The organism is Streptococcaceae bacterium ESL0687 (assembly GCA_029392475.1).
Lineage (GTDB): Bacteria > Bacillota > Bacilli > Lactobacillales > Streptococcaceae > Floricoccus.
The window spans coordinates 999,882-1,012,339 of record CP113940.1; the positions used below are offsets into that span (position 1 = coordinate 999,882).

Sequence of the window (12,458 nt, forward strand, 5' to 3'; positions counted from 1 at the left end):
ACTATATTTAAGGGGTAAGTTTAAAAACTACTATCAATTACTATCAAATATTACCAGCTTGTCTTAGCTGGCTTTCTTTTCTTCTTCCTTGGCTTCAACTTGGATGATTTCATCTCCAATTGCTACCTGACCATTTGCGACTGGTAGGATTGCTTCATATTCCATGAAGTTTGTAACGATAATTGGAGTTTCAAGTGAGTAACCACGTTTTGTAATCTCATCCATATCAAAAGTTACTAGAAGATCGCCTTTTTTAACCTCTTGGTCTTGAACAACCTTAAGGTCAAAGAATTCACCATTTAGGTTAACTGTATCCATACCGATGTGGATGAGGATCTCAGCTCCACCTGTTGAGGTAATTCCAATGGCATGCTTACTTGGGAAAATAGCTGTTACCTTACCATCACAAGGAGCATGTGCTTCACCCTTGCTTGGTTTTACAGCAATACCTTTACCCATAATTTCTTTGGCAAAAGCTTCGTCTGAAACTTGGCTTAGTGGAATGGCTTGACCATCCATTGGGCTGTAAAGACTTTCTGAATCGAATGGTGCCACTTCATCAGCGAAGGCAACATCTGATGGTGCTTGAGCAAGTGTATCTTCTGCTACTGCATTTGTTTTTTCATCTGATGGTTTGTAAGCAATGTAAGCAAGAACAAAGGCAATAACTGTAGATGCAACAATTGCAATAAGTGCATTTATTACGTTTTGTATGCTGCTTGATGCTGGGTTAAGGAAGCCTGGTAGGGCAAAGATTCCAAGTCCTGCTTGGTTGTAAACCTTAACATTTAGAAGACCCATAAGTCCCCCACCTACAGCACCACCGATACATGAGATAACAAACATTTTAACCCTTGGAAGAGTTACCCCGTAAATAGCTGGTTCAGTTACCCCGAAGATACCTGAAATCCACGCTGGGAAGGCAATTTCTTTAAGTTTTTTGTCTTTAGTTTTAAGCCAGATAGCAATTACTGTTGCTGTTTGGGCAAATGATACTCCGGCCATGAAGGCGAAAAGTGAATCTGGTGTACCTTGAGCTAGACTTTGCATTGATGGAGTAAGGATTACTACGTGAACTCCAAACATTACAAAGATCTGCCACATAGCACCAAATACTGCTCCAGCAAGCGGAAGACTGATATTTACGATTGAGTTAATTCCTTGTTCAAGAAGACTTCCAATCCAGTTAGCAAATGGTCCAATTAATGTAAATCCAATTGGCACAGCAACAAGTAAGGTAAACATTGGAACCATGAAAGCTTTAACCACATCTGGAATAATTTTGTTAAAGAAGCGCTCGATTGGAGCTGCAAGTATTGCGATAAGCATTACTGGTAAAACTGTTGTGGTGTAAGTAGCATTCATTGTGTAGCCAAAGAAGTTAAGGTCAACCCCGTTGATTGCTGGATAACAAAGAATTAATCCAAGGAGCATACCCACATAAGGATTGGTCTTTAATTTCTTAGCTGCATTGTAACCAATTAACACTGGGAAGAAGTAGAAAATCGCATCCCCAATGGCATTAAGTAAAAGGTAGTATGAGCTTTCCATGTTGTAAACTTTGGCAAACACCAACATGGCATTGATACCCTTGATAATCCCTGATGCTGATAAAAGGGAAATCATTGGCATCATAGTTCCTGAGATAAAGTCAAGAACCCTATTAAGAGGATTCATATGAACCTCTGAACTATCATCTGAACCAGAAGATCCATCTCCAAGACCTGCTACTTCAAGAACTGTATTGTAAACATCAGGCACGTGATTTCCAATAACAACCTGGTACTGGCCTCCTGCCTTCATAACAGTTACCACACCGTCCATGTTTTTCAAAACATCATCATTAGCCTTTGATTCATCTTTCAAAACAAAGCGAAGTCTAGTAACACAGTGGGTAACAGTTGAAATATTGTCACGTCCACCTACATTTTTAACGATTTTTTCCGCTAAATCTTTATATTTTTCCATTCATTCCTCCAATACTCGCCCCACCCTAAGGGCCATAAGCATGGCTAACTAAATGTAGCCATTAACTATCAATACAATAAACTATCCTCCTCACATAGATTTATGATATTTTGATACATAAGTCATTATTACCATGTGATTATTATATATTGTTCTGAAAACGTTTGCAAGAATAAGCTAACATTTTTGTAAAAAACTATACTTTCACTTACTTAAGCATGAATTAAGACTGAAACTTGCCTTTTCTTTCAAGGATAAAGCTTTTATCTTTCAAAAATTTTAGATACTGTAGTAATATGACAAAAGTAATATTTTTTGCATACTTAACTTCTTAAATAGAAGTTAATCATTCCTTAAATATTTGTTTTTTAAGTGTTCTTAGTCTATTTTGCGATATTTATTCATATAATAATGTGATAAGATGAACAGTGTCTGATAGCATTAAATATAAATATGCCTTCAGAAATTTATTTAAGGATGGATTTATGAAAAAAATTACAGGTTTCCTTTTGGCCGCAAGTCTTTTAACACTTGCTGCGGGATGTTCTAAGGAAAGTACCAAATCTACTGCAAGCTCTAAGGAGTCGAGTGAGCAGCAAGTAACAAAGGCCTCTGAATCTGCAGAGTCTTCTCAGGCTGAGAAAATTGAATCTAGTAGCTCTAGTGAAACAAGTGAAGAGAGTAAATCAGAGGTCAAGGAAGAAGCTCCTATTGTCCCAGCTACTTGGAATCTTGAAAAATTTCAACAACTAGCTACTTTTATGAGATCTTGGGGCACTTCAGTTAAACAAAATTGCATGCAATTGAGCCCACAGTTTGCAGGTGTCTATGACGGCCTACAGCTTCCTCAGTTAATTATTAATGGGAATCTCCAGATTAGTGTTGATGGTGTTCCTGTCGACTCTGACTGGTCACCAACAGAATATATAGCCGCTGGGACGCCAACCTATGTTATTGTAGATGCTTTTGGAGACATAAATGAAGAGAACCCTGGACACGATAAACATCTTTATCTCTTTGCAATAACAGATAATAAACCAGTTGTTTTAGAACTAGCATCAACAGAAGTCGTAAATAAACGTGTACAACTCAAAACCAGTTCAATCACCGAACTTCAGAACGAATTTACAAAAATTGTCCAAGAAGGCTAAGAAGAAGAAAAAGCACATCATGAATGTGCTTTTTTGTTTGTAAAAACCAAAAAGAACCTCCCTTGATTTAAGAGGCTCTAAGGGGTTATTTTCCTTGTGACAAATGTAAAATTGTATAAATATTTCTTCCTGCTTCAAGATTTTCAGGTAGACTTTCAAAGAAAGTATAGGTCTTTTTGATCCACTTGTCTGGATTGTAAACTTGAACATATCCAAGTGCATTCTCTTCCTTCTTCTGTGTAAAATCAACTTTTGTAAGAGTTTTTTGAGGCAAAATGTTCTCTTCATCTTCAATAAGGTAACGGCTTTTAGAAAAATCTGATGACAAATCAACTTCTGCTGTCACTCCTATTTCAATATGCTGCCAACCAAAAGATTTTATAATGTTGTCATAAAAACCCTCAAAAATAAATTTATTCATCCCATAGGTATTCTTCCAGACATACAAAGGACTGTAGCTATTTTCAAAAGCTCCTGTCGCCTTCTCACTGATTAAAAATGCCTTAAACAGCAAATCATCAAACCCGTCCATCTTGTGGCCACTATCTTGAACTCGTTTTCTGATGATATCCATATCATAATCTTCAGGTAGACCGATTTTATACTGCATTGCTTGCATGTGACGCCTCCAAAAATTTTTATTTAATACAAGATGCATTATAAACTAAAAAAATATTTTCATCTAATAAAATATAATTATTCTAAACATGCTATAATAGCCAGTAAAACTAATGGGCTGATAATGCCTATAGTATACAAAGGAGCAAATTAAGGAAGGGAGTAAGCAGATGCTTAAGGCAAAAAGATTGAAAAAAGGGGATAAGGTGGCTATTGTAAGCCTATCCAGGGGAATTTTAGGAGAAGAGTTTGTCAGCCATAACCTTAAAATCGGCTGTGCCAGGCTTAGAAAATTTGGCCTTGAGCCTGTATTTATGGCTAACACCCTCAAGGGGATTGACTACCTAAGAGAGCACCCTGAAAAGAGGGCCCAGGATCTGATTGACGCCTTTTCGGACGCAAGCATCAAGGGGATTATTTGCGCTATCGGAGGGGACGATACCTACAAAACCCTACCTTACTTGCTTGATAACCCCCAATTTAAGGAACTGGTCCACAAGAATCCTAAGATTTTCACCGTTTTTTCAGACACAACAACTAACCACCTCATGTTCTACAAGCTGGGCCTTGTAAGCTACTACGGGGTGGCCTTTATTACCGATCTGGGTGAGATAAGTGAATCCATGCTTCCTTACACAGAGGAGTATTTCAACTACTACTTAGATAGTTCTTACGATTTCCAAAAAATTAAGGCAAGCCCCGTTTGGTATGAAGAGAGGACCGATTTTTCCAAGGCTGCCTGTGGTCAGGAGCGGGTTCGTCACGAAGATTCTAAAGGCTTTGAACTCCTCCAAGGTCGACCAGTATTTGAAGGTAAGCTTCTAGGTGGCTGCCTGGATAGCCTTTATGACATGCTTGTTCCCTACAGCCACCCTGACCAACCTCAAGTCATTAAAAAATACGAAATCTTCCCAAGTCTCAAGGACTGGCAGGGTAAAATCCTCTTTCTGGAAACATCAGAGGTCAAGGAAAAACCAGCCATGATCAAAAAAATGCTCCTTAAACTAAAGGAGCAGGGTATTTTTGAGGTCCTTGAAGGCATAATCTTTGGTAAACCCCAAGACGAAGCTTATTATGAAGAATACAAGGAAGTAATCAGGGTGGTCATAGCTGACCCAGACCTTCCCGTCCTCTACAATGTCAACTTCGGTCACGCAACCCCGCGCACCATCATCCCCCTAGGTATCAAGGCCCAGGTCGATTTTACCAGGCAGGAGATTGTGTTTTTAGAGGAAGTTTTTGGAAAATAAGAAAAAAACCAGCCCCTAGGGGTTGGTTTTAATGATGCGGTGCTACAAGCTCACTGATTGAATCGCAGATTATTAGGATGTATAAGGTTGTACAAAGGAAAATCGCACAATTTTCAAGGGTTAGGTTATTTTCAAATATTGTTGAAAAGATATTTGACGGAAGATCTGGCTTATTGCTTATAAGAAGTCCTGCACCAAAGACTAAAAACATTAAACGACAGACATGTCTAATAACATTCCAAACCTTTGATTTTTTCTTAAGTAGAAAACTGATGACGATATAAATAAAGGAAATGACGGCTAAGATTGGCCCATTCATAGGAGATTTCCTTCCTTTCAGATTGATTTGTAGGATTAATAAGGTGTTATAAATAAATGCTAGTTTTTCTAGCCTACAGGAGAAATTCTACACTAAGTTAGTGAATAGTTCAATATTTTTTTGATAATCTTTTATCTAAGTTGCATAATGGTACGGAAATAGCCTTGATTAAATAGAAGATTTTGTATAGAAAAAAGACATCAATATTGATGTCTCTTGATTTAGATAGTCTACCCAACTGCCCCTTCCATCTCGTAGCTGATCAGGGGGTTAAGATTGACTGCGTACTCCATTGAAAGTTCTTTGGTGAATGGTTCAACAAATCCCATAACGATCATCTCTGTTGCTTATCCTTCACTAAGCCCGCGGCTCATGAGGTAGTAGAGTTGCTCTTCTGAAATTTTTGAAACCTTAGCCTCATGCTCAAGGGCAACTTGGCTAACCCTCACCCCAATTTTCTCAAGGGGTTTCATTTGATATACGGCATTCAATCACTTAAATATTATGCTACCTAGTACAATAAACATAAACTACTTCTTTCTTCCTTTAATTGGACTATTACCTCTCATCCCTCCACTTTTAAAAGAAATTCAATTTTAGTTATCCTTCTCTAACTCTGATTAAGGAAGGATAAGAACAATTTCAAAGTTATTCTTTAACTATAAGCATAACCACCATGTCCTCCTCAATAATATGATTTCCTACTAATCATTTTCTTTGATTGTGCATATAAAACTTTAAATATTGAAATTTATTTCACTTTTTATATAAATATTTATGACATATATTAATTTATGTTATACAATTAATATAACATAATTATTATATGATAATTATATTTTGGGGTCAAATTACCCCGTGCACTAATTCTAACTTGACTAAAATTCTTTTAGTCCATTACAGAAGGGAAGATACATATGTTAAAGTTTAAAAGAGGAAAATTACTGATTGCTAGTCTAGTATTATATTCAGCCATAAAACCCATTGGCACGGTATTTGCAGATGTGGCACCTCCTGAAGCCACGACAGTCGATGTTTTTTCTAACGCAGTAATCAACCCGCAGGTGATAACTAATCCAGACCAGCAGATGAAAAAGGAACTTCAGGAATTATCGGAAGCTTGGAGCCGAAATCTTTGGATTGATGGGCTACTTGCTTATGATGAAATAGCCTCTGGCCGTCACACCACTCCCTCTAATTATTCTAGTAATACAAAGATCTTAGAAATAGGAGATATGCAGGTTAGGGATGGGAATACCCTCGCAGCCCACAGTGCCTATTTAACAAATGGAAGTAGCGTCGAACAAAACATGCTTACTGGATCCTTCACTTACAATCAGCAGAATACTGTCATTACTAGAGTGACTCACGGAGGGGGCGTAAAGCTCTCCGCTGGTGCTACCATCAACCTTCCTTTTATAAATGGGACAACTACGATGGAAGCAAAATACGATTTCAGTTCGACAGATGCAGTAAGGAATACCATAACTAAAATATGGAATGTTCCGGCTCAAAATATAAGGGTTCCCGCCGGACATACTTATCAGGTTGACTGGGTTCTAAAAACCGGGCTTGCAACCGGTGAGGTTGATCTAGTAAGTCAAGTTAGTGCGATGATTCCTTATCGACTGAAGAATAATGCACCCCTGTTAGAATCTCTGAAGCAGGGCCTCAAAGAACAGCGGGAATTAGAGGCGAATCTTGTAAATCCAGAGCGCTGGCCCTACATGAATATGTGGACTAACATCGGTAATAAGAACTACAGAAATTGGGGAAAAGCAGAATATCGTGCAGAATACGGGATGCAACTTGTAATGCAGATTCGCGATCTGACAAAAAGAGATGCTGAACCTGTTATGGTTGATAGCATAGTAATGGATGTAGTTCCTACTACCCTTGAAGATTAGCTTAACTGGCACAAAAAAGAGGCTTGTGCCTCTTTTCTTTATGTCTATCTACCCTACAGACCCTTCCATCTCGTAGCTGATCAGGCGGTTAAGCTCGACTGCGTACTCCATTGGAAGTTCTTTGGTGAATGGTTCAACAAATCCCATAACGATCATCTCTGTTGCTTCTCCTTCACTAAGCCCGCGGCTCATGAGGTAGTAGAGTTGTTCTTCTGAAATTTTTGAAACCTTAGCCTCATGCTCAAGGGCAACTTGGCTATTATGGATTTCATTAAATGGCACAGTATCTGATTTTGAAATGTCATCCATGATGATGGTGTCACATTCAATATGGGATACTGATTTTTTACTTGGCTTACCAAAAGTTACCTGGCCTCGGTAGTTAACCTCACCACCACCTTTAGCAATTGATTTTGAAACAATTGATGAAGATGTATGTGGGGCATTGTGGATCATCTTGGCTCCAGTGTCCTGGATTTGTCCCTCGTTAGCGAAGGCAATTGAAAGCATGGTACCACGCGCTCCAGGTCCATCAAGGTAAACAGCTGGATACTTCATGGTTTTTTTAGCACCAAGGTTTCCGTCAATCCACTCAACTGTTGCATTATCAAGGGCACGGGCACGTTTGGTAACTAGGTTGAAGACGTTGTCTGACCAGTTTTGGATGGTCGAATAACGAACGTAGGCACCTTCAAGGGCAAAGATTTCAACAACCGCTGCATGGAGGCTGTTTGATGAGTAGGTCGGTGCTGTACATCCTTCAACATAGTGAACGCTTGCTCCCTCATCAACAACGATAAGAGTACGCTCAAACTGACCAGTATTTTCATTGTTGATACGGAAGTAAGTTTGAAGGGGTACATCTACCTTAACACCTTTTGGTACATAGATGAAGGTTCCACCTGACCAAACGGCAGAGTTTAAAGCCGCAAGCTTGTTGTCTGATGGTGGTACAAGTTTTGCGAAGTATTTTTTAAAGATTTCAGGGTATTCTTTAAGGGCTGAGTCAGTATCTGTAAAGATAATTCCAAGTTTTGTAAACTCATCCTTCATGTTGTGGTAAACCACTTCACTCTCATACTGGGCACTTGCTCCGGCAAGATAGGCACGCTCTGCTTCAGGGATACCGATTTTTTCAAAGGTTTCCTTGATTTTTTCTGGAACATCATCCCAATCACGGGCTGGTTTGTCAGATGGTTTTTGGTAGTAGATAATATCGTCGAAATCAACATCATCTAATCCTGGTCCCCAATCTGGAAGGCTCATCTTATTGAAGGCCTCAAAAGATTTCAAACGGAAGTCAAGCATCCATTCAGGTTCATTTTTTTCTGCGGAAATTTGGCGGACAATCTCTTCTGTTAGTCCTTTTCCTGTTGAATAAATCGGGTTTACGTCATCGTGAAAGCCGTATTTATACTCTTGTAGTTCAGGTACTTCTGCCATACAAGTCCTTTCTATTTACTCCGTGTAAATTATAAATTTTAATATTAGTTTTTAGTGTTCGTCTAAGTTTACTGCCAGGGCCTCTTGATTATCAAGGGCCTTTTTAAGAGCATTCCAAGCAAGGGTCGCACATTTTATCCTTTGGGGGAATTTGGCAACACCTGAAAGGAATTTGGCTTCGCCTAATTTATCCTGATCTGGGTCATCTTTACCTTGAACCATGTCTGAAAAAATATCAGCTAAATTCCTGGCCTCATCTCTTGTTTTACCAAGAACAGCTTCTGTCATCATTGAAGCACTTGCTGTTGAAATAGTACAGCCGTTCCCTTCAAAGGCAATTTGAGAGATTTTATCATCTTCAAAGTCAACTGAAAGCTTGATTACATCCCCACAAGTTGGATTGTTTAAATCAATCTGTGTGACTGATTCAAGAACCCCTCTGTTATGCGGATGGCTTGAATGATCTAAAATCACTGCCCGGTATAAATTATCTAGTCTAGAAAGTGCCATTGAAAAACTCCTTTGTCTTTAAGAGCGCATCGACAAGTTTGTCACAGTCCTCTTTGGTATTGTAAAAATAAAGGCTGGCTCTTGCAGTTGCTGCTACATTCAGGTAGTTGTTTAAAGGCTGGGCACAGTGGTGGCCTGCTCTTACCGCAACTCCCTCCATATCAAGGGCTGTAGCTACATCATGGGGGTGGATATTATCAAGATTAAAGGAAATAACTCCACTTCTCTTTGATAGATCACGGGGTCCATAAATGGTAAGTCCTGGAATTTCATAGAGCTTAGGCATTAGATAGTTTACAAGCTCTGCCTCATAGGCATGAATTTCGTCCATACCAATGTTTTCTAAATAGTCAATGGCTGCGCCAAGACCGATAGCTCCAGAAATATTAGGAGTTCCAGCTTCAAACTTCCATGGTAGATCCTTAAAGCTTGCGCTCTGTTCATAAACAAAGTCGATCATTTCTCCACCAAATTCAAGAGGGGTCATCTCCTGTAAGAGATTTTCCTTCCCGTAAAGGACTCCAATTCCAGTTGGCGCGACCATCTTATGACCTGAAAAGGCAAAGAAGTCACAGTCCAAATCCTTAACATCAATCTTCATATGAGGAGCAGACTGAGCCCCGTCAACGACCATCAAAGCCCCATGTTTATGAGTATGGGCAGCTATTTCCTTAACAGGATTGATTACCCCTAAAAGGTTTGAAGCATGAGTGATGGATACAAATTTTGTTTTATCACCGATGGCCTCATAAAGCCCTGCCATATCAAGTTCTCCCTTGTCATCAAGGTAGACATACTTAAGGATAGCTCCTGTTTTTTTAGCAGCCTCTTGCCAGGGTACAATATTTGAATGATGCTCCATGATAGAGATTACAATCTCGTCACCCTCTTTAAGGATTTGACCAGCATATGAGGCAATCCAGTTAAGAGAGGTTGTTGTTCCTCTAGTAAAGATGACTTCCTTGGTTGATCCAGCTCCAATGAAGTTTCTGACCTTCTCCCTTGCAGCCTCATAATCATGAGTAGCTCGTTCAGCCAGGGTATGAACACCCCTATGGACATTGGCATTGTCATGTTCATAATAATCTCTAAGCTTGTCTAAAACAGCCTTAGGTTTTTGGGTGGTTGCTGCATTATCTAGATAAACTAAGGGCTCATCATTAACGATTTGATCTAAAATTGGGAAATCCTTACGAATTTGATGGGCCTTAATCATCTTTTATCCAGCTTCCTATCGATAACTTGGACCATTTCAGCTTGTACTTCTTTAATTGGGATTTCTGTGATAACAGAACCTAAGAATCCACGAATTACAAGTCTTTCTGCTGTATCAACATCAAGTCCACGGCTTTGGAGGTAGTACATATCCTCTGGGTCAACTTGTCCGATTGAAGCAGCATGTCCTGCTGTTACGTCATTTTCATCAATTAAAAGAATTGGGTTGGCATCACTACGGGCCTTGTCTGAAAGCATAAGAACACGGCTTTCTTGTTGGGCATCAGCACCCTTGGCACCGCGAATAATGTGACCAATTCCGTTAAAGGTAAGTGTTCCAGCCTCAAGGATTACTCCGTGTTGGAGGATGTGTCCCACTGAATTTTTACCATAGTTAGTAACACGAGTATCAATCCCTTGGATTTGTTTACCACTTGAAACAGCTACGGCTTTGATTCTTGCATGGCTTCCATCTCCCATAAGGTCTGAATCAAAGTCAGCAACAACATTACCTTCATTCATCACACCGATAGCCCAGTCAATTGATGCATCACGTTCTAGGTGACCACGGCGGTTCATATAACTTGTATAGTTGGCTCCAAGTTGGTCAATGGCTGAGAACTTAACCTGAGCTCCTGCTTCCGCAATAACCTCAACTACAATATTAGCTGCAGTTTTTGGTCCTTGGCCTTCAAGGGCTTCCTGGAAACGTTCTAGATATGAAAACTTACTATTTTCACCAGCTACAATTAAAACGTGTCTAAAGTCACGGTCATTTGTAGAACCTCCGTAGAAAAGTGACTCAAGGGGTTCTTTGATAACAACATCCTTTGGTACGTAAAGGAAGGCTCCTCCGTTCATAAAGGCTGCATGAGCTGCTGTCATCTTGTCTTCATCAACCTTGACTGCACGAGTCATATAATATTTTTGAACAAGTTCTGGGTACTCTTCCATGGCTGCAAATAAGTCCATGAAGATAACTCCAGCTTCGATTAATTCTTCTGTTAAGTGAACAGACGCTTTAGCAGTTGCCTTTTGAATCAGAGTTCCATGGCTAAATTCCTCAACTGCAGCTTCCATCTCAAGCTCATCACTTTGACAAAGGTTAGTTTTATCAAAGTCAAAAAGTGGCCAGCGCTCATATTTAACACGTTCAATAAGTGGTAATTTAAGCTCATCCATCTTTTCAAGAGCGTCTAGACGAAGTTGACCCATCCAAGCAGGTTCATTCTTAAATTTAGAGAATTTTTCAACCGAAGTCTTGTATTCCTTATAATTTTCCTTCATTTGAATCTCCTTAAGCTTCGTCTTCTTTGTAATCAATACCTAATTCACGGCTGATTCCTGAATATCCTTCTGCTTCAAGACGACGGGCTAAGTCAGCTGTTCCTGTCATTACAACTCTTCCGTCCATCATGATGTGAACAACGTCAGGAGTGATGTAGTTTAGTAGGCGTTGGTAGTGGGTAATGATAAGGGCACCAAAGTCCTCACCACGCATGGCATTGATTCCTTTTGATACAACTTTTAGGGCATCAATATCAAGACCTGAGTCAATCTCATCAAGGATGGCAAATGTTGGTTCAAGCATTAAAAGTTGAAGGATTTCATTACGTTTTTTCTCACCACCTGAGAAACCTTCATTTAGATAGCGTTCAGCCATATCTTCGTGCATGTTTAACAGATCCATGTTTTCATCAAGTTTTGTGATGAAGTCCATGACTGAAATTTTATCATCTTCAGGACGACGAGCATTGATTGCTGCACGCATGAATTCAGCATTTGTGATTCCTGGGATTTCACTTGGGTATTGCATAGCTAGGAAAAGTCCAAGACGAGCTCTTTCATCAACTTCAAGTTCAAGGATATTTTCTCCGTCAAAAAGGATTTCCCCTTGAGTTACTTCATAGTTTGGGTTACCCATGATTGCTGCTGAAAGTGTTGATTTACCAGTACCATTTGGTCCCATGATTGCGTGGATCTCATTTGTATTGATAACAAGGTTAACTCCCTTTAAAATCTCCTTGTCCTCAATTTTCACGTGTAAATCTTTAATTTCTAAAACTGACATAATTTT

General features: G+C 39.4%; 11 protein-coding genes and 1 pseudogene. 3 read left to right on the plus strand and 9 right to left on the minus strand.

Annotation, left to right across the window (positions count from 1 at the left end):
• Positions 1–63: 63 nt before the first annotated feature.
• Positions 64–1,968 carry a beta-glucoside-specific PTS transporter subunit IIABC gene (locus OZX60_04920; protein ID WEV44783.1) on the minus strand — a complete coding sequence of 635 codons (1,905 nt, stop codon included), beginning with the start codon at positions 1,966–1,968 and terminating at the stop codon, positions 64–66.
• A gap of 485 nt (positions 1,969–2,453) precedes the next feature.
• Between OZX60_04920 and OZX60_04925 the strand changes: the two genes are divergently transcribed.
• Positions 2,454–3,119: a DUF4767 domain-containing protein gene (locus tag OZX60_04925; protein ID WEV44784.1), complete on the plus strand. Its 666-nt coding sequence runs from the start codon at positions 2,454–2,456 to the stop codon at positions 3,117–3,119.
• An 85-nt stretch (positions 3,120–3,204) separates the two neighbouring features.
• Here the strand turns inward: OZX60_04925 and OZX60_04930 are convergent, their stop codons facing one another.
• Positions 3,205–3,738 carry a DUF4865 family protein gene (locus tag OZX60_04930; GenBank protein WEV44785.1) on the minus strand — a complete coding sequence of 178 codons (534 nt, stop codon included), beginning with the start codon at positions 3,736–3,738 and terminating at the stop codon, positions 3,205–3,207.
• Positions 3,739–3,907: 169 nt separating this feature from the next.
• On the opposite strand from OZX60_04930, the gene OZX60_04935 reads away from it, so the two are divergent.
• Positions 3,908–4,987 carry an LD-carboxypeptidase gene (locus OZX60_04935; GenBank protein ID WEV44786.1) on the plus strand — a complete coding sequence of 360 codons (1,080 nt, stop codon included), beginning with the start codon at positions 3,908–3,910 and terminating at the stop codon, positions 4,985–4,987.
• A gap of 28 nt (positions 4,988–5,015) precedes the next feature.
• Here OZX60_04935 and OZX60_04940 read toward each other — a convergent pair whose 3' ends face one another.
• Positions 5,016–5,306, minus strand: a complete 291-nt coding sequence (locus tag OZX60_04940) for a hypothetical protein (protein ID WEV44787.1) — start codon at positions 5,304–5,306, stop codon at positions 5,016–5,018.
• Positions 5,307–5,536: 230 nt separating this feature from the next.
• Positions 5,537–5,746: pseudogene (locus OZX60_04945) on the minus strand (SufD family Fe-S cluster assembly protein).
• A 477-nt stretch (positions 5,747–6,223) separates the two neighbouring features.
• On the opposite strand from OZX60_04945, the gene OZX60_04950 reads away from it, so the two are divergent.
• Positions 6,224–7,213, plus strand: coding sequence for an ETX/MTX2 family pore-forming toxin (locus OZX60_04950; GenBank protein WEV44788.1), 990 nt, complete (start codon positions 6,224–6,226; stop codon positions 7,211–7,213).
• Positions 7,214–7,261: 48 nt separating this feature from the next.
• On the opposite strand, the gene sufB is transcribed toward OZX60_04950, so the two are convergent.
• Genes sufB through sufC form a run of 5 tightly spaced genes read right to left on the minus strand, consistent with a single transcriptional unit; the run spans position 7,262 to position 12,452 of the window.
• On the minus strand, positions 7,262–8,656 hold the full coding sequence (gene sufB, locus OZX60_04955; GenBank protein WEV44789.1) for a Fe-S cluster assembly protein SufB: 1,395 nt from the start codon (positions 8,654–8,656) through the stop codon (positions 7,262–7,264).
• 51 nt (positions 8,657–8,707) lie between these two features.
• Positions 8,708–9,166 carry an SUF system NifU family Fe-S cluster assembly protein gene (locus tag OZX60_04960; GenBank protein ID WEV44790.1) on the minus strand — a complete coding sequence of 153 codons (459 nt, stop codon included), beginning with the start codon at positions 9,164–9,166 and terminating at the stop codon, positions 8,708–8,710.
• Positions 9,153–10,382 (minus strand): cysteine desulfurase, encoded by a 1,230-nt coding sequence (locus OZX60_04965; protein ID WEV44791.1) that lies wholly within the window; start codon positions 10,380–10,382, stop codon positions 9,153–9,155. Before OZX60_04965 ends, OZX60_04960 begins: the two co-directional genes overlap by 14 nt.
• On the minus strand, positions 10,379–11,668 hold the full coding sequence (gene sufD / locus OZX60_04970) for a Fe-S cluster assembly protein SufD (protein ID WEV44792.1): 1,290 nt from the start codon (positions 11,666–11,668) through the stop codon (positions 10,379–10,381). The genes OZX60_04965 and sufD overlap by 4 nt, the downstream gene beginning before the upstream one ends.
• 10 nt (positions 11,669–11,678) lie before the next feature.
• A complete protein-coding gene (gene sufC / locus OZX60_04975) occupies positions 11,679–12,452 on the minus strand; it encodes a Fe-S cluster assembly ATPase SufC (protein WEV44793.1) in 774 nt (257 codons plus the stop codon).
• Between the last annotated feature and the right edge of the window lie 6 nt (positions 12,453–12,458).

Bases quoted from the DNA above. Each gene is read 5' to 3' on its own strand.
- OZX60_04925 (WEV44784.1), top strand. From the start codon at position 2,454: ATGAAAAAAATTACAGGTTTCCTTTTGGCCGCAAGTCTTTTAACACTT.
- OZX60_04950 (WEV44788.1), top strand. From the start codon at position 6,224: ATGTTAAAGTTTAAAAGAGGAAAATTACTGATTGCTAGTCTAGTATTA.
- OZX60_04965 (WEV44791.1), bottom strand. From the start codon at position 10,382: ATGATTAAGGCCCATCAAATTCGTAAGGATTTCCCAATTTTAGATCAA.
- sufD (WEV44792.1), bottom strand. From the start codon at position 11,668: ATGAAGGAAAATTATAAGGAATACAAGACTTCGGTTGAAAAATTCTCT.
- OZX60_04920 (WEV44783.1), bottom strand. From the start codon at position 1,968: ATGGAAAAATATAAAGATTTAGCGGAAAAAATCGTTAAAAATGTAGGT.
- OZX60_04930 (WEV44785.1), bottom strand. From the start codon at position 3,738: ATGCAAGCAATGCAGTATAAAATCGGTCTACCTGAAGATTATGATATG.
- OZX60_04960 (WEV44790.1), bottom strand. From the start codon at position 9,166: ATGGCACTTTCTAGACTAGATAATTTATACCGGGCAGTGATTTTAGAT.
- OZX60_04935 (WEV44786.1), top strand. From the start codon at position 3,908: ATGCTTAAGGCAAAAAGATTGAAAAAAGGGGATAAGGTGGCTATTGTA.
- OZX60_04940 (WEV44787.1), bottom strand. From the start codon at position 5,306: ATGAATGGGCCAATCTTAGCCGTCATTTCCTTTATTTATATCGTCATC.
- sufC (WEV44793.1), bottom strand. From the start codon at position 12,452: ATGTCAGTTTTAGAAATTAAAGATTTACACGTGAAAATTGAGGACAAG.
- sufB (WEV44789.1), bottom strand. From the start codon at position 8,656: ATGGCAGAAGTACCTGAACTACAAGAGTATAAATACGGCTTTCACGAT.